Source organism: Nocardioides marinquilinus (assembly GCF_039543705.1).
GTDB lineage: Bacteria > Actinomycetota > Actinomycetes > Propionibacteriales > Nocardioidaceae > Nocardioides > Nocardioides marinquilinus.
Map to the genome: position 1 here is coordinate 574,589 of NZ_BAABKG010000003.1, position 23,560 is coordinate 598,148.

The 23,560-nt window shown below is 75.0% G+C and carries 26 protein-coding genes; 12 read left to right on the plus strand and 14 right to left on the minus strand.

Annotated elements, in window-relative coordinates; translation table 11 throughout:
- Window positions 1-2: 2 nt before the first annotated feature.
- The 3 genes from gltX to ABEA04_RS13865 are packed head-to-tail and all read right to left on the minus strand — an operon-like array spanning window position 3 to window position 3,221.
- Entirely contained in the window at window positions 3-1,481 is a 1,479-nt protein-coding gene (gltX, locus tag ABEA04_RS13855) for a glutamate--tRNA ligase (protein WP_345459463.1), read from the minus strand.
- Window positions 1,474-2,286 (minus strand): fumarylacetoacetate hydrolase family protein, encoded by an 813-nt coding sequence (locus ABEA04_RS13860; RefSeq protein WP_345459466.1) that lies wholly within the window; start codon window positions 2,284-2,286, stop codon window positions 1,474-1,476. Before ABEA04_RS13860 ends, gltX begins: the two co-directional genes overlap by 8 nt.
- A gap of 38 nt (window positions 2,287-2,324) precedes the next feature.
- Window positions 2,325-3,221, minus strand: coding sequence for a sulfite exporter TauE/SafE family protein (locus ABEA04_RS13865; protein WP_345459469.1), 897 nt, complete (start codon window positions 3,219-3,221; stop codon window positions 2,325-2,327).
- 187 nt (window positions 3,222-3,408) lie between these two features.
- Between ABEA04_RS13865 and ABEA04_RS13870 the strand changes: the two genes are divergently transcribed.
- On the plus strand, window positions 3,409-4,290 hold the full coding sequence (locus ABEA04_RS13870; RefSeq protein ID WP_345459472.1) for a 3-methyladenine DNA glycosylase: 882 nt from the start codon (window positions 3,409-3,411) through the stop codon (window positions 4,288-4,290).
- Window positions 4,287-4,787, plus strand: a complete 501-nt coding sequence (locus tag ABEA04_RS13875) for a hypothetical protein (protein ID WP_345459475.1) — start codon at window positions 4,287-4,289, stop codon at window positions 4,785-4,787. Before ABEA04_RS13870 ends, ABEA04_RS13875 begins: the two co-directional genes overlap by 4 nt.
- Window positions 4,788-4,983: 196 nt before the next feature.
- Here the strand turns inward: ABEA04_RS13875 and ABEA04_RS13880 are convergent, their stop codons facing one another.
- Entirely contained in the window at window positions 4,984-5,622 is a 639-nt protein-coding gene (locus ABEA04_RS13880; RefSeq protein ID WP_345459478.1) for an AmiS/UreI family transporter, read from the minus strand.
- A 14-nt stretch (window positions 5,623-5,636) separates the two neighbouring features.
- Entirely contained in the window at window positions 5,637-6,878 is a 1,242-nt protein-coding gene (locus tag ABEA04_RS13885) for an acyl-CoA dehydrogenase family protein (protein ID WP_345459481.1), read from the minus strand.
- Window positions 6,879-7,064: 186 nt separating this feature from the next.
- Between ABEA04_RS13885 and ABEA04_RS13890 the strand changes: the two genes are divergently transcribed.
- Window positions 7,065-7,364 carry a DUF2087 domain-containing protein gene (locus tag ABEA04_RS13890; RefSeq protein WP_345459484.1) on the plus strand — a complete coding sequence of 100 codons (300 nt, stop codon included), beginning with the start codon at window positions 7,065-7,067 and terminating at the stop codon, window positions 7,362-7,364.
- 10 nt (window positions 7,365-7,374) lie between these two features.
- Here ABEA04_RS13890 and ABEA04_RS13895 read toward each other — a convergent pair whose 3' ends face one another.
- Complete coding sequence (locus ABEA04_RS13895) at window positions 7,375-8,655, minus strand: TolB-like translocation protein (protein ID WP_345459487.1); 1,281 nt, start codon at window positions 8,653-8,655, stop codon at window positions 7,375-7,377.
- 159 nt (window positions 8,656-8,814) lie between these two features.
- On the opposite strand from ABEA04_RS13895, the gene bioB reads away from it, so the two are divergent.
- From bioB to ABEA04_RS13920, 5 genes are read left to right on the plus strand one after another with little or no spacing between them, the layout of a single operon-like run.
- Complete coding sequence (bioB, locus tag ABEA04_RS13900; protein ID WP_345459490.1) at window positions 8,815-9,879, plus strand: biotin synthase BioB; 1,065 nt, start codon at window positions 8,815-8,817, stop codon at window positions 9,877-9,879.
- A 7-nt stretch (window positions 9,880-9,886) separates the two neighbouring features.
- A complete protein-coding gene (locus ABEA04_RS13905; RefSeq protein WP_345459493.1) occupies window positions 9,887-11,146 on the plus strand; it encodes an adenosylmethionine--8-amino-7-oxononanoate transaminase in 1,260 nt (419 codons plus the stop codon).
- Window positions 11,143-12,282, plus strand: a complete 1,140-nt coding sequence (locus tag ABEA04_RS13910; RefSeq protein ID WP_345459496.1) for an 8-amino-7-oxononanoate synthase — start codon at window positions 11,143-11,145, stop codon at window positions 12,280-12,282. Before ABEA04_RS13905 ends, ABEA04_RS13910 begins: the two co-directional genes overlap by 4 nt.
- A complete protein-coding gene (bioD, locus tag ABEA04_RS13915; protein WP_345459497.1) occupies window positions 12,279-12,953 on the plus strand; it encodes a dethiobiotin synthase in 675 nt (224 codons plus the stop codon). Before ABEA04_RS13910 ends, bioD begins: the two co-directional genes overlap by 4 nt.
- Window positions 12,954-12,982: 29 nt before the next feature.
- Complete coding sequence (locus ABEA04_RS13920) at window positions 12,983-13,639, plus strand: maleylpyruvate isomerase family mycothiol-dependent enzyme (RefSeq protein WP_345459499.1); 657 nt, start codon at window positions 12,983-12,985, stop codon at window positions 13,637-13,639.
- On the opposite strand, the gene ABEA04_RS13925 is transcribed toward ABEA04_RS13920, so the two are convergent.
- Both ABEA04_RS13925 and ABEA04_RS13930 read right to left on the minus strand, forming a co-directional pair.
- Window positions 13,620-14,015, minus strand: coding sequence for a VOC family protein (locus tag ABEA04_RS13925; RefSeq protein WP_345459500.1), 396 nt, complete (start codon window positions 14,013-14,015; stop codon window positions 13,620-13,622). The two genes, ABEA04_RS13920 and ABEA04_RS13925, sit on opposite strands and share 20 nt — an antisense overlap.
- Entirely contained in the window at window positions 14,012-14,806 is a 795-nt protein-coding gene (locus tag ABEA04_RS13930) for a MerR family transcriptional regulator (protein WP_345459502.1), read from the minus strand. The genes ABEA04_RS13925 and ABEA04_RS13930 overlap by 4 nt, the downstream gene beginning before the upstream one ends.
- Before the next feature lie 145 nt (window positions 14,807-14,951).
- On the opposite strand from ABEA04_RS13930, the gene ABEA04_RS13935 reads away from it, so the two are divergent.
- Entirely contained in the window at window positions 14,952-15,257 is a 306-nt protein-coding gene (locus ABEA04_RS13935) for a hypothetical protein (RefSeq protein ID WP_345459505.1), read from the plus strand.
- A gap of 19 nt (window positions 15,258-15,276) precedes the next feature.
- Here the strand turns inward: ABEA04_RS13935 and ABEA04_RS13940 are convergent, their stop codons facing one another.
- The 3 genes from ABEA04_RS13940 to ABEA04_RS13950 all read right to left on the minus strand — a co-directional run bounded on the left by ABEA04_RS13940 (window position 15,277) and on the right by ABEA04_RS13950 (window position 17,909).
- Window positions 15,277-15,804 (minus strand): GNAT family N-acetyltransferase, encoded by a 528-nt coding sequence (locus tag ABEA04_RS13940; protein WP_345459507.1) that lies wholly within the window; start codon window positions 15,802-15,804, stop codon window positions 15,277-15,279.
- A 7-nt stretch (window positions 15,805-15,811) separates the two neighbouring features.
- Window positions 15,812-17,254, minus strand: coding sequence for an amidase (locus tag ABEA04_RS13945; protein ID WP_345459510.1), 1,443 nt, complete (start codon window positions 17,252-17,254; stop codon window positions 15,812-15,814).
- A gap of 94 nt (window positions 17,255-17,348) precedes the next feature.
- Entirely contained in the window at window positions 17,349-17,909 is a 561-nt protein-coding gene (locus ABEA04_RS13950) for an NADPH-dependent FMN reductase (protein WP_345459512.1), read from the minus strand.
- 73 nt (window positions 17,910-17,982) lie between these two features.
- On the opposite strand from ABEA04_RS13950, the gene ABEA04_RS13955 reads away from it, so the two are divergent.
- Window positions 17,983-18,579, plus strand: coding sequence for a TetR/AcrR family transcriptional regulator (locus tag ABEA04_RS13955; protein ID WP_345459515.1), 597 nt, complete (start codon window positions 17,983-17,985; stop codon window positions 18,577-18,579).
- A gap of 109 nt (window positions 18,580-18,688) precedes the next feature.
- Here the strand turns inward: ABEA04_RS13955 and cimA are convergent, their stop codons facing one another.
- Window positions 18,689-20,293: a citramalate synthase gene (gene cimA, locus ABEA04_RS13960; protein WP_345459518.1), complete on the minus strand. Its 1,605-nt coding sequence runs from the start codon at window positions 20,291-20,293 to the stop codon at window positions 18,689-18,691.
- A 255-nt stretch (window positions 20,294-20,548) separates the two neighbouring features.
- Between cimA and ABEA04_RS13965 the strand changes: the two genes are divergently transcribed.
- Together ABEA04_RS13965 and ABEA04_RS13970 are read left to right on the plus strand one after the other, a co-directional pair.
- Window positions 20,549-21,187 carry a TetR/AcrR family transcriptional regulator gene (locus ABEA04_RS13965; protein ID WP_345459521.1) on the plus strand — a complete coding sequence of 213 codons (639 nt, stop codon included), beginning with the start codon at window positions 20,549-20,551 and terminating at the stop codon, window positions 21,185-21,187.
- Between the two features lie 32 nt (window positions 21,188-21,219).
- Window positions 21,220-21,753, plus strand: coding sequence for a hypothetical protein (locus tag ABEA04_RS13970; protein ID WP_345459524.1), 534 nt, complete (start codon window positions 21,220-21,222; stop codon window positions 21,751-21,753).
- Here ABEA04_RS13970 and ABEA04_RS13975 read toward each other — a convergent pair.
- Together ABEA04_RS13975 and ABEA04_RS13980 are read right to left on the minus strand one after the other, a co-directional pair.
- Entirely contained in the window at window positions 21,716-22,417 is a 702-nt protein-coding gene (locus ABEA04_RS13975) for a response regulator (RefSeq protein ID WP_345459527.1), read from the minus strand. The two genes, ABEA04_RS13970 and ABEA04_RS13975, sit on opposite strands and share 38 nt — an antisense overlap.
- Before the next feature lie 58 nt (window positions 22,418-22,475).
- Complete coding sequence (locus ABEA04_RS13980) at window positions 22,476-23,558, minus strand: sensor histidine kinase (protein ID WP_345459530.1); 1,083 nt, start codon at window positions 23,556-23,558, stop codon at window positions 22,476-22,478.
- Window positions 23,559-23,560 lie beyond the last annotated feature (2 nt).

Sequence of the window (23,560 nt, forward strand, 5' to 3'; positions counted from 1 at the left end):
GCTCACGCCAGCGCACCCGCCAACCGCGCGAGGCCGCGCTCGCGGCCCAGCAGCTCGAGGGACTCGAACAGCGGCGGCGAGACGCGTCGTCCGGTCACCGCGACCCGCACCGGCCCGAATGCCACCCGCGGCTTGAGGCCGCGCTCCTCGACCAGCGCGGTCTGCAGCGCGGTCTGGATGGCGTCGGTCGACCACGTCTCGAGCCCGGCCAGCGCGTCGTGGGCGGCGCGGACGACGTCGCGCCCGGCGCCGTCGTCGGCGTCCAGCAGCTTCTCGACGTCGGCGGGGTCGCGGGTGAAGTCGGCCTCGTCGACGAAGAGGAAGCCGAGCATGTCGACGGCCTCGGTGAGCTTGTTGATGCGCTCGGCCACCAGCGGCATCGCCAGCTCGAGCAGCTGCGCGTCGGCGTCGGAGACCGGGTCGGAGACGACGCCGGCGGCCTTGAGGAACGGCAGCGCCCGGTGGGTGATCTCCTCGGTGGAGAGCAGCCGCATGTGGGCGGCGTTGATGGCGTCGGCCTTCTTGAGGTCGAAGCGCGCCGGGTTGGGGTTCACGTCGGCGATGTCGAAGGCCTCGACCATCTCGGCCATCGTGAACACGTCGCGGTCGGGGGCGATGGCCCAGCCGAGCAGGGCGAGGTAGTTGAGCAGCCCCTCGGGCAGGTAGCCCTGGTCGCGGTAGGCCAGCGCGTGCGCCTCGGGGTCGCGCTTGGAGAGCTTCTTGTTGCCCTGGCCCATCACGTAGGGCAGGTGGCCGTAGATCGGCGGGCCGGTGCCGATGCCGACCTGCTGCAGCGCCTCGAACAAGGGCACCTGGCGCGGGGTGCTCGAGAGCAGGTCCTCGCCGCGCAGCACGTGGGTGATCTCCATCAGCGCGTCGTCGACGGGGTTGACCAGCGTGTAGAGCGGGTCGCCGTTGGCGCGGGCGAGGGCGGGGTCGGGCACGTGGTCGGAGTGGAACGAGACGCGGCCGCGCACGAGGTCGTCGAAGGCGATCTCGCCGTCGGGCATCTTGAACCGGACGACGGGCGCGCGACCCTCGGCCTCGAACGCGGCGACCTGCTCGTCGCTGAGCTCGCGGCAGAACCGGTCGTAGCCCATGTCCTTCGAGCCGGACGCCTGGCGACGCGCGGCGACCTCGTCGGTGGTGCAGTAGCAGCGGTAGGTGTGGCCGCCCTCGGCGAGCCGGGCCAGCGCGTCGCGGTAGATCTCGCCGCGCTCGGACTGGCGGTAGGGCGCGTGCGGGCCGCCGACGTCCGGGCCCTCGTCCCAGTCGAGGCCGAGCCAGCCGAACAGGTCGAACAGGCCGTCGTAGGACTCCTGCGTGTTGCGGGCGACGTCGGTGTCCTCGACGCGCAGCACCAGCTGCCCGCCGTGGTGGCGGGCGAAGGCCCAGTTGAACAGCAGGCTGCGCACCAGGCCGACGTGCGGGCTGCCGGTGGGCGAGGGTGGGAAGCGGACGCGGACGGGGGTCTCAGTCACGGGAGACGACCCTATTCGCGAGCGAGCCGAGCCCCTCGATCGCCACCTCGACCTCGTCGCCGACCTGCATCGGCCCGACGCCCTCGGGCGTGCCGGTGAGGATGACGTCGCCCGGCAGCAGCGTCATCACGCTCGAGACGTGGGCCACCAGCGTCGGGACGTCGAAGATGAGGTCGGAGGTCGAGCCGTCCTGCACGACGTCCCCGTTGAGGAAGGTGCGCACCGACAGGCCGTCGGCGAAGGCCTGCGGGTCGAGGTCGGTCTCGATCCAGGGCCCGAGCGGGCAGAAGGAGTCGAAGCCCTTGGCGCGGGTGAACTGGCCGTCGCTGCGCTGCAGGTCGCGGGCGGTGACGTCGTTGGCGATGGTGTAGCCGTGGATGACGTCGGTGGCCTGCTCGGCCGGGACGTCGCGGCAGATGCGCCCGATCACCACGGCGAGCTCGCCCTCGTAGTGCACCTCGTGGCTCTGCCGCGGGTAGAAGACCGGGTCGCCGGGGCCGACCACGCTGGTGTTGGGCTTGAGGAACATCAGCGGCTCGCTGGGCACCTCGTTGCCCAGCTCGGCGGCGTGGGCGGCGTAGTTGCGGCCGATGCCGACGATCTTGCTGCGCGGCAGGACGGGCGCGAGCAGCCGGACGTCGGCCAGCCGGTGCTCCTCGTCGCGCGGCGTGACGCCGGCGTACAGCGGGTCGCCGGCGATGGCGACGATCCTGGCGTCGTCGTCCGGCTCCCCGTTCTCGTCGAGCTCGCCCGTGACGACGCCGTACTGCGGCTCGCCACCCGTCGTGAACCTCGCGATGCGCACACCGCGAGCCTAGGGCGTGGCCGGTGCGCGGCCCGGCCTCAGGCGGGGACGTCGGCCGGGACGCCGGCGCGGCGCTCGGCCTTCTCGCGGTCCCAGGCGCGGCGGGCCACCTCGGCCACCAAACTGATCCAGACGACGATCAAGGTGGCGTCGAGCCAGCCGGGGAGGTCGCCGACCACGGCGGCGACGACGGTGACGGCGTTGACCAGGATCACCAGGCCGCCGACCATGACGCCCATCGGGGCGTGGGGCAGCCGGCCGGCCAGCTTGGCGGCGAACGGGGCGACCACGACGCCGCCGGCGACCAGGCCGAGCACCGGCAGCCACGGGATGTCCTGGTGGGCGGTGCCGAAGACGAAGCCGAGCGAGACCGAGACCGCGACGACGAACTCGGCGGCGTTGACGGTGCCGACGACGCGCCGGGGCTCGTGCCGGGTGACGGTCATCAGGCTCGGGGTGAGCACGGGGCCCCAGCCACCGCCGCCGGTGGCGTCGACGAAGCCGCCGAGCAGGCCGATGGGCGAGAGCACCTTGGCGCTGTTGCCGCCGGGGATCGCGGGCACGAGGCGCATGCCGGCGCCGAAGCGCACCAGGATCACCAGGCCGAAGAAGATGAGCAGCCCCGCCATCCACGACTTGGCCGACTCGAGGCTGATGTTGGTGAGCACGACCGCACCGAGGAAGCCGCCGACCGCGCCGGGCACCGCGATGCGGAGCAGGATGCGCGGGTCGACGTTGCCCTCACGCCAGTGCGCGAGGCCCGAGATGAGCGTGGTGGGCAGCTTGGCCGCGTGGGTGGCCGCGCTGGCCGCGGCCGGCGCGACGCCGAGCGCGAGCAGCACGGTGGCCGAGGTGACCCCGAACCCCATGCCGAGCGTGCCGTCGACGAGCTGGGCGAGTCCGCCGGCGAGGGCGAAGGCGGCGACGAGCCACATGCGGGGTTCCTCCGTCAGGTCGATGCAGGTGCGTAAGAAGACTAGATCACTATGATAGGCAGAAGTTATCACCTCGATTGCTTCATGTGTCCAGTTCTCGCGACCCCCGGCGCGTCTCGTCGCCAGCGACGCTGACCCGTCAGACATGTCTGACGGGTCAGCGTGCGGGACACCTACGCTGGCGGGCGTGCGCACCGCCGATCCGCTCGCCCCGACCCGCCTGACGCGGGCGGCGTGGCAGGCGCGGCGGACGGCGCACGAGGCGCGGGTCCACGCGCTGGTCGGCGACCACCTGGCCCGGCGACGTGCCGGCGTGAAGCACCCGGTGCACGACTTCCTGTTCGGCTACTACTCCCACCGGCCCGCGCACCTGCGGCGCTGGTCGCCCGGCTTCGGGGTGGTCTGCGAGGGCGACGACGCGCCGGCCGTGGCCTCGCTCGACGACGTCGTCGCGCGACGTCCGCTCGTCGAGGCGACCGCGCGGCTGCTGGCCGCCACGGCGTCCCGGCCGGCGAACCTCGGCTGCTTCGGGCTGCACGAGTGGGCGATGGTCTACCGGCTCGGCGACGACCCCACCCGCCACGCGGCCTGGCCGCTGCGGCTCGGCGCGGCCGGCACCGACGAGGTGGTCGAGGGGCACCGCATCGCCTGCTCGCACTTCGACGCCTACCGCTTCTTCACCGACGCCGCGCGCCCACGCAACGCCCTCTCCCCCGGCCCCGGCGACCGTCCGGCCTTCGAGCAGCCGGGGTGCCTGCACGCCGGCATGGACCTCTACAAGCACGCCTTCCGGCTCGGTCCGTTGGTCGCCTCCGAGCTGGTGGCCGACTGCTTCGAGCTCGCGCGCGACATCCGGGTGCTCGACATGCGCGCCTCGCCCTACGACCTCGCCGACCTCGACGACGGCGCGTTCGCACCGGTGCGCATCGAGACCGCCGACGGCAAGCGCGAGTACGCCGCCGCGCAGGCCGGGTTCGCCGAGCGGGGCGCACCGCTGCGGACGCGGCTGCTCGCGGCCTGCGAGCGGCTGCTCGACGCGGTCGAGACCGCCGACGAGGACATCGCGTGAGCGACATCCCGCTGACCCACCGATTCGTCGCCGACGCCGACTACCGCCGACGCGTCTCGTGGGCCTCGGCGCGCTTCGCCCTGGTCTCGCGCGGCCACCTTCTCTTCTACGCCGCCATCGTCGCGTTCGCGCTGCTCGATCGCGAGCTGACCCGGGGCTGGACCCCGCTCGGCGACGCGATCCGCGGCGTCGCGCTGGTCGTCGTCGTCCTGCTGGCCTTCACCGTCCTGTTCACGGTGGCGGTGGGCTACCGGCAGGCCTACGTCTCGGCCCGCCTGCGCTACCCCGACGACGCCGTCCTCGAGTCGGGCTTCGGCGACGACGAGCTCGTGCTGCGGACGCCGGTCGGCGAGACCCGGGTGGCCTACCGCGACCTGCGCAAGGCCCGCGCCCGCGGCGAGTTCGTCTTCCTGGCCACCGACGGCCTCGGCGGCCAGGCGGTCTTCCCGCGCGCACTGTTCCCCGACGAGGCCGTCGCCCGGATCAACGCCTCCTGAGCCGGGCGGCCTACGACGCGCGGTGTCCGAGATCGCCGATGCGGCCCGGCTCGTCGGTCCGACTCCGAGCGCGCCCCGCGCGACATGGTGGTCGTTCGCTCTCCGGGGGTAGGCCGACCCGTCGCGCTGCCTCGCGAGCTCGTCGGCGCCGGTGACCTCGCCCGAGTCGAGGCCACCGTCGCGGGTCGGCGCTGAGCTACACCGCGACCGGCACCCGCTCCTCGACGGGAGCGGCGACGACCGGCGGGGTCGTCCCGGCCCGCACCGCCCGCAGCGCCAGCGGCGCGAGCGCCGCGGCGGTGACGAGGATCGAGGCGACGACCGCCCAGACCGGCAGCGGCTCGCCGAGCAGGTAGACGAAGGCCGGCACGGTGCAGGTGGTGAACGACATCACCAGCGTCAGCCAGGCGGTCACGGTGGTGAACTGTGCGCGCCCGAGGCCGATGACGACGAAGAACATCGCCCACAGCACGGCCCACTGGAACCACAGCAGCCCGCCCGCGACGTCGTCGAAGCGCACCACGCTGGTCGCGCCGAAGCCGACGGCCATGACCGCCACCCACGCCGAGTACCAGCCGAAGCCCGGGCCGTCGAAGCCGGCGAGGTTGTTGATGCCGATCCAGAGGTAGGTGAAGCCGAACATGAACACGCCGGCCGCCCCGAGCACCGCGTCGGGAGTGTCGGCGGTGGCGATCACGTAGAAGGGGATCGCGGTCTGCAGCGCACCGACGAAGAGGTTGAACACGCCGGCCGTCTTGGCGTCGACGCGGCCGAGCAGCAGCAGACCGTTGACGAACAGCACCGCGCCGACGAAGAGGAGTCCTACCGAAGACATGTGGGGGCTCCTGCTCAGAAGTAGGCGTTGTTGGGGAACGACGCGCCGTTGACGGCGTGGTCGCCGATCGCGGAGGCCTTGAGGAACGTCGGGTTGTGCGTGGACGCCGTCCGCGCGTTGCGCCAGTGCCGGTCGAGGTTGTGGATGCGCTGGGTCGCCGAGGCGCCGCCGACGTCGAACAGCTTGGCCGCGGTGGCGTAGGAGAACCGGTCGATCGCGACCTTGGCCTGGGCGGCGGCGAGCTGCGCGGCCTCGGTGGCCTCGGGGGTGGGGGCACCGTCGACCACGGAGTCGTAGGCGTCCTGGATGACGTCGGCCGCAGCGAGCACGATGGCCTCGGCCGCGAACGCGTCGGCCGAGATCTCGCCGACCACCTGCAGCACCTGGCGGTCCTCGGCGGCCGAGCCGGCGCCGGCGTGTGCGAAGTTGCGGGCGCGGCGCTGCACCCAGGTGACGGCGTCGTTGCGCACGCTGCGCAGGATGCCCGCGGTCACGGCCTGCAGGTACAGCTGCAGGAAGGCGCCGTTGTAGCCGGGGTCGAGCTCGGCCGGGTCGCCGAGGTCGAAGAACTCCTCCTCGCGCACGTGGACGTCGTCCAGGCGGGTCGTGCCGGTGCCGGTGAGGCGCTGGCCGAAGCCGTCCCAGTCGTCCTCGACGGTGACGCCGTCGCGGTCGAGGGGGATGACGGCGCCGGCGATGGTGCCGTCGGGCACCGAGGCCCAGATCTGGGTGTAGTCGGAGTAGAGCGTGCCGGTGGAGTAGAACTTCTCGCCCCGCAGCCGGTAGCCGCCGGCGGGGTCGCGCTCGATCGTGGTGTCGAACGACAGGCCGACCGCGCGGCGGCTCTGCTCGCTGAAGCCGTTGCCGACCAGCTGGTCGGCGGTGATCAGCGCGAGCCCGCGGGCGCGGGCCTCGGGGTCGGTGGCCACGAGCTGCTGCTCGACGAACCAGTAGTGCGTGCGCAGGATGTGCGCGACGTTCGAGTCGGCCTCGGCGAGCTGGATCAGCGTCGCGAACAGCTCGCGGATGCTCGCGCCGGCGCCGCCCTCGGCGACCGGCACGCGCAGGCGGCCGAGCCCGGCCTGCTTGACCCACTCGATCTGCTCGAAGGGCGGGACGCGGTCGCGGTCGCGCACGTCGGCGTCGACCGAGATGCGGTCGAGCAGGGCCCGCAGCTCGGGCGAGCCGGGGCGGACCGGCGAGCCGGCGGAGGTGGAGCTCGGGACGGCGTCGGGCCGAGTCGGGGTGGTGGTCATGCTGCTCCTCTGGAACGGACGGATCATTCACTACCAAGTTAGTAGAGATAGTTGATGTCAACGCCCAGGCGGGTGATCGGTTCGGCCGATCCGGGGCTCGGCCGAACGGGTCATCCCGCACGACCAGCCGCACGATCGGCCGAAACCGGGGCGACGCGGGTCGGGCCGCCGTCCTAGGTTCGCGGGGTGCCCGACCAGCGCGACCCGCTCGACCCCGCCGTCGTCCTCCCCCGCTTCCTCAGCGCCGAGGGCCGGCTCATGGACATCCCCCGCAAGCACGCCAAGCTGCTGGTCGTGCTCGACCGTCTGGCGCAGGAGTTCGAGCTCGGGGTGACGTACCCCGAGCGCGAGGTGGTCGCCCGGCTGACCCGGTTCCACGACGACCACGCCGCGCTGCGCCGCTACCTCGTCGACGAGGGGTTCCTGACCCGCGAGGACGGCGTCTACTGGCGCACCGGCGGCACGGTGCGCCTCGACGACGTGTGAGCCGCGGCGGTCAGCGGCGCACGCGCACCGGGTTCGAGGTGGCCCTCGCGGTGCCGCCGACGCCGCGGGCGGTGACGACGACCGAGACCCGGCGGCCGGCGTCGGCCTTGGTGAGCCGGTAGGTCGCGCGGGTCGCGCCGACGACCGGGCGGCCGTCACGCAGCCAGCGGTAGGCGTACGACGTCGCGGCGGCCCAGGAGCCGGGCCTGGCACGCATCGTGGCGCCAGCCTTCGGCGTGCCGCTGACGGTGGGCCGCGCGACGAGCTCGGGCGCGGGCACGGTGTAGCGGGCGGCCGAGAAGGCCGGGTCGCTCGCGTTCGTCAGCCACACCCGCGGCTGGTGGTCGCAGCGCGACGGATCGGAGGTGGCCCACACGTCGCGGCCCTCCTGCCAGGCCAGCACGCCGCCGTCCGCGGAGAAGGTGGGGCTGCCGAGGCTGGGGTCGTCGCTGGTGGCGCACTTGATGGCCGGCGCGGACGGCGTCCCGCGGGTCGGGTCGGCGGTGAGGTCGTACCAGGCGATGTGGGTGCCGGCGCCGTAGCCGCGCACGGCGGCGTAGAGGCCGGCGGCGGTCGAGACGGCCGGGTCGTAGAGGTCGTCCCCTCCCCCGCCGGTCTCGACGTCGCTGAACCAGCGCACCGGGTCGCTGCCGAGGTCCTGCAGGTTGACCGTCACTCCCCCGCCGCCGCCCTGCACGGTGCGGGTGTCGCTGATCCACGCCGGGGCGTCGTAGTACGACTCGCCGTACTGGGCGGGGTCGGTGAGCCGGTCGGCGCGGGTGAAGCCGGTGACCGAGCGGTAGTAGCAGCCGGCGCCGGGCGCGCAGGAGTGGTGGGCGTAGGTGTAGGCGACGTGGCGGCCGTCGGGCGAGACCGCGGTGTCGGTCAGGTTGGTCTTCAGCGGGTAGCCGGTCGAGTCCTCGATCGCGGGCGGGTCGAGGCGGTTGAGCACGCGGCCGGCGGGCGTCATCCGCACGATGACCGAGCCGCGCGCCGCGACGATGGTGCCGTCGTCGGCCTGGGTCGGGGTGCGGTACGCCGACGACGCGGTGCCGTCGGCGGTGACGGCGCGGGCGCCGGTGCCGTCGGCGCGGGCGATCCACACGTCGTGGTCGCGCACGAACAGCAGGCTGCCGGGCACGGCGGCCGCCTGCACCGACGGGGCTGCCTCAGCGGGGCCGGCAGTGGGCGCCGGGGCGGCGTGCGCCGTCCCGGAGAGGGCACTGGTGGCGGCGAGGGCGACGCCGAGGGCGGAGAGGGCGGCGGGGCGGCGGGCGGGACGGGCGTTCACGGTGGGCTCCTGGCTGGCTGGCGGTCGGTTGCGGCGAGCCGGACGCTAGGGAGCCCGCCGTCCCGGGCCCCAGGGACGACCACCCGCGAGGGCCGGGACTCTGCGGTGGCGGGCGGACACCGAGCGGACCCGTCCGGGCGGGTCGGCATACTGACGCGCATGACCTCGCGGTTCGACCAGCTCGCCGACCAGGTCCTCGCCGGCAAGCCGGCCACCGAGGACGACGCGCTCGCGGTGCTGCGGGCCCACGACGACGAGCTGCTCGACGTCGTCGCGGCCGCCGCCCGGCTGCGGCGCGAGCACTTCGGCAACACCGTCAAGGTCAACTACCTGGTCAACCTGAAGTCGGGCCTGTGCCCGGAGAACTGCAACTACTGCAGCCAGGCGCTGGGCTCGACGGCCGACATCCTGAAGTACAAGTGGCTCTCGACCGAGGAGGCGCTCGAGCAGGCGGCGGCGGGCCTCAAGGGCGGCGCCACCCGCGTGTGCATGGTCTCGAGCGGCCGCGGCCCCACGAACAAGGACGTCGAGCGCGTCGCCGACATGGTCGGCACCCTCAAGACCGAGCACCCCGAGGTCGAGGTGTGCGCCTGCCTCGGGCTGCTCAAGGACGGCCAGGCCGAGCGGCTGCGCGACGCCGGCGTCGACGCCTACAACCACAACATCAACACCGCCGAGAGCCACCACGACCAGATCGTGCAGACCCACACCTACGCCGACCGCGTCGACACCGTCGCCAAGGCCAAGCAGGCCGGCCTGTCGCCGTGCAGCGGCCTGATCGCGGGTCTCGGCGAGACCGACGAGCAGCTGGTCGAGGCGCTGTTCGCGCTGCGCGAGCTCGAGTCGGACTCGATCCCGGTCAACTTCCTGATGCCCTTCGACGGCACCCCGTTCGAGAACACCTGGGAGCTCACGCCCGCGCGGTGCGTGCTGATCCTGGCGATGGCGCGGTTCGTGTGCCCCGACCGCGAGGTGCGCATCGCCGGCGGCCGCGAGATGCACCTGCGCTCGCTGCAGGGCCTGGCGCTGCACGTCGCCAACTCGATCTTCCTCGGCGACTACCTGACCTCGGAGGGCCAGGCCGCGCAGGCCGACCTCGAGCTGATCGCCGACCACGGGTTCGTCGTGCTCGGGTCGCAGGACGACGCCGACGGGGCGCGGGGCTCGGTCGACCCGGCCAAGCGTCGCCGCGGCGCCGGCACCGTGGTCGCGCCCAACGCGTGACCCACCCATGACGCTGCTCGACTACGACCGCGAGCACCTGTGGCACCCCTACGCGTCGATGACCGACCCGGCGCCGGTGCGGGTGGTCACCGGGGCGCGCGGCGTCCACCTCACGCTCGACGACGGGGGTAGGACCCGCGAGGTCGTCGACGGGATGTCGTCGTGGTGGGCGGCGGTGCACGGCTACGGCGTGCCCGAGCTGGACGCCGCGCTGCGGTCGGTCGACTTCGCCCACGTGATGTTCGGCGGGCTGACGCACGCGCCCGCCGTCCGCCTGGCCGAGCGGCTGGTGGCGCTGGCGCCGGCGGGGCTGGAGCGGGTCTTCCTGGCCGACTCGGGCTCGGTGAGCGTGGAGGTCGCGCTCAAGATGGCGCTGCAGGCCCAGCGCGGCCGCGGCCGGGCCGGGCGCACCCGGGTGCTCACGGTGCGCGGCGGCTACCACGGCGACACGTTCGGCGCGATGAGCGTGTGCGACCCCGACGGCGGCATGCACGCGATGTGGACGGGCGTGCTGGCGCAGCAGGTCTTCGCCCCGCGGCCGCCGGCGCCGGGCGGGGACGTCGCGGGCTGGGCCGCCGCGTTCGAGGCGCTCGCGGCCGCCCACGCCGACGAGGTGGCCGCGATCGTCGTCGAGCCGGTGCTGCAGGGCGCGGGCGGCATGTGGGTCTACGACCCGGCGTGCCTGCGAACGCTGCGTGAGACCGCCGACCGGCACGGCTTCCTGCTGGTGCTCGACGAGATCGCCACCGGGTTCGGACGCACCGGCGAGCTGTGGGCCGCCGACCACGCCGGCGTCGTGCCCGACGTGATGTGCGTCGGCAAGGCGCTCGGCGCGGGCTACCTGACGCTGGCGGCGGTGCTGTGCACGGCCGAGGTGGCCGCCGACGTCTCGGCCTCGGAGTCCGGGGCGCTCATGCACGGCCCGACCTTCATGGGCAACGCGCTGGCCTGCACCGTGGCGCTCGCCGGGCTCGACCTGCTCGAGGCGCGCGGCTGGCGCGACGACGTGCGACGCATCGAGCGCGGGCTCGCCGACGGGCTGGCCGGGCTGGCCGGGCTGGCCGGCGTCCGCACCCTCGGCGCGGTGGGCGTGGTGCAGCTCGACCACCCGGTCGACCTCGTCGCGGCGACCGACGCGGCGCTGGCCGAGGGCGTGTGGCTGCGCCCGTTCCGCGACCTCGTCTACACGATGCCGCCCTACGCGTGCAGTGACGACGACGTCGCCCGCATCTGCGCCGGCGTGCGGGCGGCGGTGGCGGCCGGATGACGGGCGCGTCCTGGGACGAGTGGCTGGCCGAGCAGGCCGCGGCGCGCGAGGCGGCGTCGCTGCGGCGGGTGCTGCGGCCGCGACCGCCGGACGACGACGCCGTCGACCTGGCGGGCAACGACTACCTCGGGCTGGCCCGGCACCCCGACGTCGTGGCGGGCGCGGTCGACGCGGCCCGCACCTGGGGCGGCGGGGCGGGCGCCTCGCGGTTGGTGACCGGCACGCTCGCGCTGCACGACGACCTCGAGCGCGAGCTGGCCGCCTACACCGGGCAGCCGACCGCGCTGGTGATGTCGACCGGCTACCACGCCAACCTCGCCGTGGTCACCGCGCTGGCCGACCGCGACACCCTCGTGGTCTCCGACGCCCACGTGCACGCCTCGCTGATCGACGCCGTCCGGCTCGCGCGGGCGAGCGTGACGGTGGTGCCGCACGGCGAGGTCGCCGCGGTGCGGCAGGCGCTCGCCGGGGCCGCCGGACGACGGGCGCTCGTCGTCGTCGAGTCGGTCTACTCCGTGCTCGGCGACGCCGCCCCCCTGCGCGAGCTGGCCGACGCCTGCGCGGCGGCAGGGGCGCTGCTGGTGGTCGACGAGGCGCACGGTCTCGGCGTCCACGGGCCCGGTCTGGTGGCGCGCGAGGGCCTCGCCGGCCGCGACGACGTCGTCGTCACGGCCACGCTGTCGAAGGCGCTCGGCAGCCAGGGCGGCGCGGTGCTGGGCTCGTCCGCGGTGCGCGAGCACCTGGTGAACCGGGCGCGGCCCTTCGTCTTCGACACCGGCCTCGCACCGGCCGCGGCGGGCGCGGCGCTCGCGGCCCTGCGGCTGCTGCGCGACTCCCCCGACCTGCCGGGCCGGGTGCGGCAGCGGGTCGACGACCTCGCCGCCTCGCTGGGCGTCGAGCCGCCGGCGGGCGCGGTGCTGTCGGTGCCGATGCCGTCACCGGACGCCGCCCTGGCGGCCCAGGCGGCCGCGCTCGGCCAGGGCGTGCGCGTCGGCTGCTTCCGCCCGCCGTCGGTGCCCGACGGCGTCTCGCGGCTGCGGGTCACGGTCAACGCCGGCCTGCCGGACGACGCCTGGGCCCGCGCGCTCGACGTGCTGGTCTCGGTGGTCAAGGAGCACGCCGGGGGCGTGGCGTGACGCGGTTCGTCGTGGTCACGGGCACCTCGACCGACGTGGGCAAGACGATCGTGACGGCGGCACTGGCCACCGTGCTGCCGGGACGCGTGCTCGTCGTGAAGCCGGTGCAGACCGGCGCCGCCGACGACCCGGGTGACGCCGCCACCGTCGCCCGGCTCGCCGGCGTCGACGTGCTCACCTTCACCACGCTCGACGAGCCGCTCGCACCCGACACCGCGGCGCGCCGGGCGGGCGTCGACGTCCCGCGCGTGGCGGCCCACGCCGCCCGGGTGCGCGAGGAGGCGGCCGGCTACGACGTGGTGGTCGTCGAGGGAGCGGGCGGGCTGCTGGTGCGGCTCGACGCCGACGGCGGCACCCTGCTCGACCTCGCCGCCGACCTCACGGCCACCCACCCCGACACCTCGGTGGTGCTGGTGTGCGCCGCCGGGCTCGGCACGCTCAACCACAGCGAGCTGACCGTGGGCGCGCTGCGGTCGCGGGGCCTCGACGCCGCCGGCCTGGTCATCGGGTCGTGGCCGGCCGAGCCCGGCCTCGCCGAGCGGTGCAACCGCGACGACCTGCCGCGGGTCACCGGCGTCCCGCTCGTCGGCGTGCTGCCGGCCGGTGCCGGCGTCCTCAGTCCCGCCTCGTTCACCGCGGCCGCGCCGGACTGGCTCGACCTGCCGCGATGAGTCGGGCCGGTCGAGCCGGTCGGAGCGGCATGACCCCCGACCACGTGCGGGCGGCCACGCGCGCCGAGCGCAGCGCCCTGGCCGACCTCGTCGAGACGTTCACGCCGCAGCAGTGGGCCACGCCGTCGCTGTGCGAGGCGTGGACCGTGCGCCACGTCGTCGCCCACCTCACCACCACCACGCGCACCGGCCTCGGCGGGCTGGTCGCGGAGGTCGTCCGCGCCCGCGGCAGCTTCGACCGCATGGAGCAGCGGCTCGCGCAGCGCCTCGTCGACCGCCACGACGACGCCGCGCTGGTCGCGCTGCTGCGCGGCAGCGCCTCGTCTGACCGGCGGGTGCCGATGAGCGGGGTGATGGACCCGCTCATGGACGTCGTCGTGCACGCCCAGGACGTCGCGCGCCCGCTCGGCCTCGTGCACGAGACGCCCCCGGAGGTCGTGGCGGCCTGCCTGGCCCACGTCGCGGGCAACCGGTTCATGGGCGGGCCGGCCCGGCTGGCCGGCGTCCGGCTCGAGTCTGACGACACCGGCTTGACCCACGGCGGCGGCGCGACGCTGCGGGGCCGCGACGTCGACCTGTTGCTGGTCGCGGCCGGACGCCGGGCCGGGCTCGACGCCCTCCGCGGCCCGGGTCGCGCGGTGCTCGGGGCGCGGCTGCCCGCTGCCGCTAGCCCGCCGGGCGGTTGAGGAACCAGCGGTGCCCGAACGGGTCGGTGAACACCGCGACCCGGCCGGCGGGCGGACTGTCCTCGGGCCCCCGCGTCATCGGTGTCCCGGCGGCGACGACGCGGGCGGCGAGGTCGTCGAGCCGGGCGTCGTCGGCCACGGAGAGGTGCAGCGAGACGCAGGCCCCGCGGTCGGGCGGCGGCGCGGCCACGCCGGCCGCGTCGAACTCGTCGCTCATCATCCAGCGGGCGCCGTCGACGGCCAGCTCGCAGTGGCCGACGCGGCCGTCGTCCATCAGGACGGGCGCGTAGACCACCTCGGCGCCGAGCACGTCGACGTACCAGGCGATGGCGGCGTGGGCGTCGGCCACGCAGAGGTAGGGGGTCAGCTCGCTCACGGGGTCTCCTCGTCGGTGGTGTCGAGCGGGTGGTGGAACGACCAGAGGTGGCCCTCGGGGTCGCGGGCGCTGTACTCGCGCACGCCGTACGGCCGGTCGACCGGCGGGTCGTCGATCTCCGCACCGGCGTCGCGCACGCGGGCGTGGTGGGCGTCGACGTCGTCGACCACCACCACGACGGAGGCGGTGACGGTGCCGCCGGTGGCCAGCGGGGAGGCCATCCGCGCCGGCGCCGACTCCGGGTGCAGCCACACGTCGCCGTCGCCGGCGTGGACGACGCCGTGGACGGCGCGGGTCGGGTCGGCCCGGTCGCGGGTGAGGGGGCCGGGCGCCAGCCCGAAGACGTCGACCAGCCAGGCGTGCGCGGCGACCAGGTCTCGGTAGACCAGCAGCGTGACACGGCGGGTCGGCACCGTCTCGTCGCCGCCGAGCCCGGCGAGCAGGTCGAGCAGGGCCTCGTCGGAGGGCCGGTCGCCGCCGAGCAGCCGGTCCTCCACGGCGCGCACCCGCTCGCGCTGGCGGGCCAGGTCGGCGAGGCGGGCGTCGAGGTCGGCGAGATGGCGTCGGGTCAGCGGGGCGAGCTCGGCGGCGTCCGGGTCGACGTCGGCGACCGGCGTCCCGAGCTCGCGGAGCAGCCGGATGCGGTAGAGCCGGTCGAGCGCGGCGCCGTCGTAGCGGCGCCGGCCGCCCGCGTCGCGGTCGGGGGCGAGCAGGCCGAGCTCCTCGTAGTAGCGCAGCGTGCGCTCGGTCAGCCCCGTGCGCCGGGCGACGTCGCCGATCGTCAGGTGCATGCGGCGACGCTAGGACCTCACGTGGCGTCAGGTGCAAGGGCGACGGGGATCCGCCTCGCGCCCCGATGTCTGACTTCGGTCAGCCAATCGCCCCTGGAGCGGATCGCGGCCGGAGCGGATCGCGGTCGGGCGTAGCCTCGGAGACGTGACCGAGACGCTGGAGCCCTCGACGGCCGGCGAGGTCTACCTGCTCGGCCTCGAGCCGCGGCGGCGCCGGCGTCTGGGCCGGTTCGTGGCCGGCGCGCTCGACCTGTGGTGCGCGACGTCCGGCGGCCGGTTCGAGCTGACCGGCGAGGGCGTCGTGGTGGTGCGCCGCCGTGAGGACGGCGTGGCCGAGCTGAGGCTGCCGGTGGGCGACGCCGAGGCGGGCGCAGTGCTGCTCGACCTGATCACCGGTCAGCTCGAGGAACTGGACCCCGAGGAGTTCCGCGGTGCCTGGGGCATCGCCTGACCGCTGGGGGGCGCACCGGCTACCAGACGTCGCCGTCCCGCCAGTCGCAGGCGATCGGGGCGTCGAGGTCGAGGCCGGGTCCGGACGGTCCGTCGAGCACGAAGATCGCGCCGTCGTCGTCCGGCGTCGGCTCGAGGCCGCCGGGAGCCATCACGGACGACGGGCCGCGCCAGAGCCGCCAGCCGCGGGCGGCGTAGAAGCCGGCCGCCCGCTCCGAGGCCGAGAGGGCGAGCAGGTCGTGGCCGGGGGCGAGGTCCTCGACCTCGGTCATGACCCGCGCACCGAGCCCCGTGCCCTGGTGGGCCGGGTCGACCGCGACCGCCTCGACGTAGCCGCAGCGCAGCGAGCGCCCCGACGCCCCGCCGACCAGCAGCCGGCGCTGCACGAGCGAGGCGTGCGCCACGACCCGTCCGTCGTGGACGACGACGGCGTGCAGGCCGCCGAGGGCGTGCGACCAGTCGTGGTCGGTGAAGTCGTCGAAGGCGGCGTCCATCAGGTCGCGGGCGCCGGCGAGCACCTCGGGGGCGAGGTGGGCGGTCGGGGTCACCACCTCCTCACAACCCCGGGGCGCGACGGTCGTGCCAGGACGCCGCCCGCTCGACCTGCGCGGCCAGCGAGACCAGCAGCTCGTCCTCGGCGGGGCGGGCGGCGAGCATGACGCCGACGGGCAGCGGCGGGTGGTCGTCGGTGGCCGGCGTCCAGTGCAGCGGCAGCGAGACTGCGGGCATGCCGGTGACGTTCCAGGCCGACGTCCAGGGCGTGAAGGCCTTCTGGTTCTCGAAGTCGCGGGCCGGGTCGGCGTCGTCGCGGATGGCGCCGACCGGCAGCGGCGGCTGCGCGACGGTCGGGGTGAGCACGGCGTCGTAGGGCGCGAGCGCCCGCAGCGCGGCGGCGGCGTGACGCCGCATCGAGCCGATGGCCAGGCCGAGCCCGGGACCGGTGACGGCGTGGCCGCGCTCGGCGAGCCAGCGGGTCAGCGGACGCAGCAGGTGGGCGCGGTCGGGCGGCACCGGCGACAGGGCGGTGAGCACCGCCCAGCACGTCTCGAAGACCGGCACGGCCTCCGGCGGCAGCGGGACGGCGACGTCGACGACCTCGTGCCCGAGGCTCTCGAGCAGCCGCGAGGCGTTCTCGTAGGCGAGCAGCACCTCGCTGTGGACGAGCTCGCCGCCGTCGGGACGGCTGTCGGTGATGACGGGTTCGATGAACCGCGCGACCCGCAGCCGGCCCGGCTCGCGGTCGCACGCCGACACGAAGCTCGCCGACGGAGGTGGCGCCCACGACGGATCCCCGACCCGATGACCGGCCATGACGTCGAGCAGCGCCGCGGTGTCCGCGACGGTGCGCCCGATGGAGCCGGCCGTGGCGAGCCCCACCGGGTCGCCGTACAGCGGGGCCCCGCTGACGCGACCGCGCGAGGGCTTGAGGCCGACCAGGCCGCAGCACGACGCCGGGATGCGGATCGAGCCGCCGCCGTCGGAGCCCTGCGCCAGCGGCACCAGTCCGGCGGCCACCGCCGCGGCGGCACCGCCCGAGCTGCCGCCGGCCATCCGGGTGCGGTCCCACGGGGTCACCGCGGGCGGCGCGCCCTCGGGCTCGGTGTAGCAGGGCGAGCCGAGCTCGGGCGTGCTGGTCTTGCCCAGGCTGGGCAGGCCGGCGTCCTCGAGCGAGAGCACGACCGCGTCGGAGACGTCGGGCACGTAGCCGTCGTAGACCGGCGAGCCGAACCGAGTGACGACGCCGGCGGTGGCGTTGAGGTCCTTGATCGCGGTCGGGACGCCGTGCAGCGGGCCGACCGGCCGCTCCGCGTCGCGCTCGGCGTCGACCCGGCGGGCGTGCTCGCGGGCGAGGTCGGGCGTCGTGGTCACGAACGCGCCCACGTCGTCGAGCCGGTCGACGCGGTCGAGGTAGTGCTCGACGAGCTCGAGCGAGGAGACCTCGCCGCGCCGGAGCAGGTCTCCCTGCTCCAGCGCGGTCAGGTCGTGCAGGTCGGCCATCGGCCGAACCTAGCCGGTGAGCCGACCGGGCCGACTGGTCCGACTGGTCCGACTGGTCCGACTCGTCCGGTTGGTCCGACTGGTCCGGCTGGGGTCAGGCGGCGACCGGCTGGTGCGCGGCGAGCGCCTGCACCACGCTGAGGAAGCGGTCGATCACCTCGTCGTCGGCGAGCACGTCGACCTCGAGGGCCGACTGCGACACGATGCCGCCGTCGACGGCGACCGCACCGGCGATGCCGGCCGAGCGGACGGCGTCCTCGTGGGCCCACTTGCCGCCGTAGGGGGTCGGGGTGGTGCCGAGCACGCCGAACGGCTTGCGGGTGATGGCGCCCTGGCCGTAGGGCCGCGAGAGCCAGTCGATGGCGTTGTTGAGCACGGCCGGCATGGTGCCGTTGTACTCGGGCGTGACGGCCAGGACGGCGTCGGCGGCGGCGACGGTCTGGCGCAGCCGGGCGGCCGGGGCGGGCACGGTCTCGGCGTCGAGGCGCTCGTCGTAGAACGGCACCTCGGCGAGTCCGTCGACGATCTGGAGGACGACGCCCTCCGGGGCGCGGTCGACGAGCAGCTCGGCGACGCGGCGGTTGAGGGAGTCGGGACGCAGGCTCCCGACGAGGACGGCGATGCGGGTGACAGGCGTGACGGAGTTGTCGGTCATGGCGGTCGAAACGGACCCCGGTCCGTTTCTATTCCCACCCGGACTGACCCGTTCTGGTGGCTACCCTCGCGCCATGGACCCGGTGCGGCTGCTCCCGATGGCCGGGGAGCCAGCGCCCGAGCGGGCCGACGCGGCCCGCAACCGGGAGGCGCTGCTGCGGGCGGCGGCCGAGCTGATCGAGCACTGCTCGGTCGAGAACGTCACCATGGACGCCGTCGCCCAGCGCGCCGGGGTCGGCAAGGGCACCGTCTTCCGCCGCTTCGAGAGCCGCGAGGGCCTGATGGCGGCGCTGCTCGACCACACCGAGACGCTGTGGCAGCGTGGCGTCCTGTCCGGGCCGCCGCCGCTGGGGCCGGGCGCCCCGCCGCTCGATCGGCTGCGCGCCTTCGGCCACTCCCGCATCGACACCGTGCTGACCCACGCGGCGCTCATCCGGGCGGCGGGCCGCGAGGGCGCCCGCTCCTACGCCGCGGCGTCGTTCATCTCGATGCACGTGCGCTACCTGCTCGGCGAGCTCGGCGTCACCGGCGACCTCGGCTACCTGGCCACCGCCCTGCTCGCCCCCCTCGAGATCCCCATCCTCGAGCAGCAGCTCGGCCTCGAGCGGATGCCGCTCACCCAGGTCCGCCACGGCTGGGACGACCTCGTCGACCGCGTCCTGTCCCGCTGACCCCGCCGATCACGCTGACCCGTCAGACATGTCCGACGGGTCGACCCGGGATCCGCGCTGACCCGTCAGACATGTCCGACGGGTCGACCCGTCGCTCGTACGCGACGGGTCAGCCGGTGTGGTGCCGGCGGAGGCCGTAGGTGAGGCCGTCGACGAGGGCCTCCCAGCTGGCCTCGATGACGTTGTGGCCGACGCCGACGGTGACCCACGACGAGGCACCGTCGGTGGTCTCGATGAGCACCCGGGTGACGGCGTCGGTGCCGTGGCCCTGGTCGAGGATGCGCACCTTGTAGTCGATCAGCTCGAACTTGGCGACCTCGGGGAAGGCCTGCGTGATGGCCTCGCGCAGGGCGTGGTCGAGGGCGTTGACGGGTCCGTTGCCCTCACCGGTGACGACGTAGCGGACGCCGGCCGCGCGCAGCTTCACGGTGGCCTCGGAGACCGCCTCCTCGGCGGCCTCGCGGCGGGCGAGGGTCTCGGTGATGACGCGCCACGACTCGACGTCGAAGTAGACCGGGCGACCCTCGGCCTCCTCGACGAGCAGCAGCTCGAAGGAGGCGTCGGCGGCCTCGAAGGTGTAGCCGCGCTGCTCCATCTGCTTGACCCGGTCGGTCAGGCGGCCGACGAGGTCCTTGGTCGCGGGCGTGCCGTCGGAGAGGTCGTAGCCGAGCTCGCGGCCCTTGAGCTCGATCGAGGCGCGTCCGGCCATGTCGCTCACGAGCAGCCGCATGTCGTTGCCGACGCCGACCGGGTCCATGTGCTGGTAGAGGTCGGGGTCGACCTTGATCGCGCTGGCGTGCAGGCCGGCCTTGTGCGTGAACGCCGAGGTGCCGGTGTAGGGCTGGCGCGAGGCGGGCGGGAAGTTCGTGACGTCGGCGACGGCGTGGGCGATGCGGGTGGCCTCGCGCAGCAGCCCGTCGGGCAGCACCTCGCGACCGAGCTTGAGCTGCAGGTTGGCGACGGTGGTGACGAGGTCGGCGTTGCCGGTGCGCTCGCCGTAGCCGTTGAGGCAGCCCTGCACGTGGGTGGCGCCGGCCTCGACGGCGGCGAGGCTGTTGGCCACCGCGCAGCCGGTGTCGTTGTGGGCGTGGATGCCGACCCGCGCACCGGTGGTGGCGACGACGTCGGCCACGACCTCGCCCACCCACGGCGGCAGCATCCCGCCGTTGGTGTCGCACAGCGCGACGACGTCGGCCCCGGCCTCGGCGGCGGTGCGCACCACCTCGAGCGCGTAGGCGCGGTTGCGGCGGTGGCCGTCGAAGAAGTGCTCGGCGTCGAGGAAGACCTGCCGGCCCTCGGCCACCAGGTGCGCCACGGTGTCGCGCACCATGGCGAGGTTCTCCTCCAGCGTGGTGCGCAGCGCCAGCTCGACGTGGCGGTCGTGCGACTTCGCCACCAGCGTCACCGTGCCGGCGCCGCTGTCGCGCAGCGCGGCGACCTGCGGGTCGTCGGCCGCCTTGGTCCCGGCTCGGCGGGTGGAGCCGAACGCGGCGAGCCGGGCGTGGCGCAGGTCGAGCTCGGTCTGCGCCCGGCGGAAGAACTCGGTGTCCTTGGGCACCGCGCCCGGCCAGCCGCCCTCGATGTAGCCGACGCCGAGCCCGTCGATCAGCCGCGCGATGCTCAGCTTGTCGGCGACGGAGAGGTTCAGCCCCTCCTGCTGGGCGCCGTCGCGCAGGGTGGTGTCGTAGACGTGGAAGGCGCCGTGCAGGTCCATCGCGGGTTCCCGGTTCGGTCTCGTCGGTCGGCTGGTCGGTGCTGGCGTGCTCAGGCAACAAAAAACCTCCCGTGGGTGGCGGGAGGTGGCGCATCGAGCGGGGCTCGATGCGCTAGCGAATGATGATCTGGTGCCGGTGCACGCGCCCATCGTGCCACGGACGACGTCCGCGCAGCACCCGTTCCGGCCGGCGGACGGCGCGACGCTAGAGTTGGTTGAGCAACCGCTCAACCCCTCGCTCCCGCCGGAGGACTCGTGACCGACACCCGCACCAAGCTGCTCGCGGCGACCACCGAGTCGCTGCGCCACGACGGCATCGCGGGGCTCTCGGCCCGAGGCGTCGCCGCCCGTGCGGGGGTCAACCAGGCCCTGGTCTTCTACCACTTCGGCAGCGTCGGCGAGCTGGTGCAGGCCGCCGTCCGCACCAGCGTCGACGCCTCGGTCGGCTCCTACCGGGCCCGCTTCGACGAGATCGGCTCGCTCGCCGAGCTGCTCACGGTCGGCCGCGAGCTGCACGAGCGCGAGCGCGCCCTCGGCAACGTCGCCGTCATGGCCCAGCTCATGGCCGGCGCCCAGCAGGACCTCACCCTGGCCGAGGCCGCGCGCTACGCCATGGCGCGGTGGAACGACCAGATCGAGGACGTCGTGCGCCGCGTGCTCGGCGACAACCCGCTCGGCGACCTCGTCGACCCCGGCCGGCTCGCGCAGGCGATCAGCGCGGTCTTCATCGGCCTCGAGCTCTACGACGGCGTCGACCCGGTCGGCAGCTCGGCGGCCATCGAGGCGCTCGAGACGCTGGTGGCGATGCTGCAGGTCGCCGCCGAGCTCGGTCCGGTCTCCTCGCGGGCGCTGCGGGCCAAGCTGCGCCAGGTGAGCGCCCGCGCCGCGGGCTGAGCGGGCTGAGCGGGTGAGCGGGTGAGCGCCGCGTGATCGGCGACCGCTGGGGCGTCACCGACGCCGAGGTGGCGCGCCACTACGCGTGCGACGACGTCGTTCCCGACCCGGCGCTGCAGGCGTGGCGCGGCGTGACCGTGGCGGTCCCGCCCGAGCAGGTCTGGCCGTGGGTCGGGCAGGTGCGGGTGGCGCCGTACTCCTACGACTGGGTCGACAACCTCGGACGCCGCTCCCCCGCGACGCTGCAGGGCCTGCCCGAGCCGGTGCCGGGCGAGCCGTTCACCCGCTGCGCCGGCCGGCCGTTCGGCGAGATCGTCTCGGTGACGCCGGGTGAGCGCCTGACCGGCCGCATCCTGGGCGCGGTGATGTCCTACGAGCTCGTGCTCGACGCCACCGACTTCGCCGCCGACGCCGACGCCGACGGGCAGCCGGGCACGCGGCTGCTGCTCAAGGTCGTCATGGCCCGCCACCGCTGGCTGGCTCCGGCGGTCGCGGTGGGCGACCTGGTGATGGCGCGCCGCCAGCTGCTCAACCTCGCCCGCCTGGCCGAGCGTCACCCGGCCTGACCAGCCCGTGGTCGAAGGCGGTCACCACCGCCGCCGCCCGGTCGCGCAGGCCGAGCTTGGCGAACACGTGGCCGACGTGGGTCTTCACCGTGCCCTCGCCCAGCACCAGCTCGGCGGCGATCTCGCCGTTGCTCAGGCCGCTGCCGATGAGCACCAGCACCTCGCGCTCGCGCGCGGTGAGCACCTCAAGCGCGGTGGACGACGTCGCAGGCCCGGGCGCGCCGGTGCGGTACTGCGCCAGCACGCGCTGGGTCACGGCCGGGTCGAGCCACGCCTCCCCCGCCGCCACCGCGCGCACCGCGCGTTGCAGGTCGTCGGCCGGCACGCCCTTGAGCAGGAACCCGTCGGCGCCGGCCCGCAGCGCGCCGGCGAGCACCTCGTCGTCCTCGAAGGTGGTGAGCACCAGCACGGGCGGCGGGTCGTCGAGCGCGGCGAGCCGGCGGGTGGCCTCGACGCCGTCGACGCCCGGCATCCGCACGTCCATGACGACGACGTCGGGCGTGTGCTCGCGCACCGCCGCGACCACGGCGGCGCCGTCGCCGACCTCGCCGACGACGTCGAAGCCGTGCGAGGCGCGCAGGATGCCGCGCAGCCCGGCGCGGATCAGCTCCTGGTCGTCGACCAGCAGCACCCGCACGGCGCCGCCCTCGGGGTACATGGACATCAGGTCGACCTCCCGGCACCGGGCGCACGTCGACCCACGATCCACCTACCCCGGGGGCTCACGGCAGCACCGCCTCGACGCGCCAGCCAGGGGCGCCGGGGACGCCGTCCGCGGGCGGGCCGGCGGTGAGCCGGCCGCCGAGCGCCTCGGCCCGCTCGCGCATGCCGACCAGCCCGGCGCCGGCGCCGACCGGCTCGCGGGCGGGTGCGGGGGTGTCGACGACGACCCGGGTGCGGCCGGGCGCCACCTCGAGCAGCGCGCTCACGGCGGCGCCGGGGGCGTGGCGGACGGCGTTGGTGAGCGCCTCCTGCACGATGCGGTAGACGGTGAGCCCCTCGATCGCGGTGAGGCCCGCGACGTCGCCGACCACCTGCCAGTCGACGTCGGCGCCGGCCCGTCGGAACGAGGCGACCAGCTCGTCGAGCTGGTCGGCGCCCGGCAGCGGGGCCGAGCCGGCGGCGTCCCGCATGAGGCCGACGACGGCGCGCACCTCGGCCAGGCTCTGCTGGGCCAGGCGCTCGGCCTCGGCGAGCGAGGCGGCGGCCTCGGCGGGGTCCTCGTCGAGCGCGAGGCGGGCGCTGGTGACGTGCAGCAGCGAGACGGTGAGCGCGTGCCCGATGACGTCGTGCAGCTCGTGCGCGATGCGGGCCCGTTCGTCGACCCGCGCCCGGTCGGCGAGCCCGGCCTGCGCCTCGCGCAGCTGCTCGAGCAGGGCGCGCTCCCGGCGGGCCGACCAGCAGGCGGCCCCGGTGAACAGCGTGCCGGCCGTCCAGGCGATCCAGCCGGGGTCGGGGTGCCCGACGGCGCTGACGCCGATCACCACCAGGCTGACCGCGGGCACGACGACTCCGGGCCAGGCCGGCAGCCGCAGCAGCGCCCAGCCGGTGACGACGCAGAGCGCGAACAGTCCGATGTCGGCGGAGAAGGAGTCACAGGCGACCCCCACCAGCACCGCGACGGCCGACAGCAGCCCGACCAGCGGCCAGGCCCCGAACGAGCGCAGCGCGAGCAGGAGCGCCACCGCGACGGCGACGGCGGCCGCCGTCCACGACAGCGTCGCGCCGGTGCCGGTGGCCGCCCCGACCACGGCCAGCAGCGCGACACCGGCAGCCGCCGAGCGCCGCGCCACGTGGTCGTCCACGG

Excerpts from the sequence above, each read along its gene's own strand:
- ABEA04_RS13905 (WP_345459493.1), top strand. The coding sequence starts at position 9,887 with ATGACGCTGCTCGACTACGACCGCGAGCACCTGTGGCACCCCTACGCG.
- ABEA04_RS13910 (WP_345459496.1), top strand. The coding sequence starts at position 11,143 with ATGACGGGCGCGTCCTGGGACGAGTGGCTGGCCGAGCAGGCCGCGGCG.
- bioB (WP_345459490.1), top strand. The coding sequence starts at position 8,815 with ATGACCTCGCGGTTCGACCAGCTCGCCGACCAGGTCCTCGCCGGCAAG.
- ABEA04_RS13880 (WP_345459478.1), bottom strand. The coding sequence starts at position 5,622 with ATGTCTTCGGTAGGACTCCTCTTCGTCGGCGCGGTGCTGTTCGTCAAC.
- cimA (WP_345459518.1), bottom strand. The coding sequence starts at position 20,293 with ATGGACCTGCACGGCGCCTTCCACGTCTACGACACCACCCTGCGCGAC.
- ABEA04_RS13955 (WP_345459515.1), top strand. The coding sequence starts at position 17,983 with ATGGACCCGGTGCGGCTGCTCCCGATGGCCGGGGAGCCAGCGCCCGAG.
- ABEA04_RS13975 (WP_345459527.1), bottom strand. The coding sequence starts at position 22,417 with ATGTCCATGTACCCCGAGGGCGGCGCCGTGCGGGTGCTGCTGGTCGAC.
- ABEA04_RS13885 (WP_345459481.1), bottom strand. The coding sequence starts at position 6,878 with ATGACCACCACCCCGACTCGGCCCGACGCCGTCCCGAGCTCCACCTCC.
- ABEA04_RS13865 (WP_345459469.1), bottom strand. The coding sequence starts at position 3,221 with ATGTGGCTCGTCGCCGCCTTCGCCCTCGCCGGCGGACTCGCCCAGCTC.
- ABEA04_RS13945 (WP_345459510.1), bottom strand. The coding sequence starts at position 17,254 with ATGGCCGACCTGCACGACCTGACCGCGCTGGAGCAGGGAGACCTGCTC.
- ABEA04_RS13930 (WP_345459502.1), bottom strand. The coding sequence starts at position 14,806 with ATGCACCTGACGATCGGCGACGTCGCCCGGCGCACGGGGCTGACCGAG.
- ABEA04_RS13920 (WP_345459499.1), top strand. The coding sequence starts at position 12,983 with ATGACCCCCGACCACGTGCGGGCGGCCACGCGCGCCGAGCGCAGCGCC.
- ABEA04_RS13950 (WP_345459512.1), bottom strand. The coding sequence starts at position 17,909 with ATGACCGACAACTCCGTCACGCCTGTCACCCGCATCGCCGTCCTCGTC.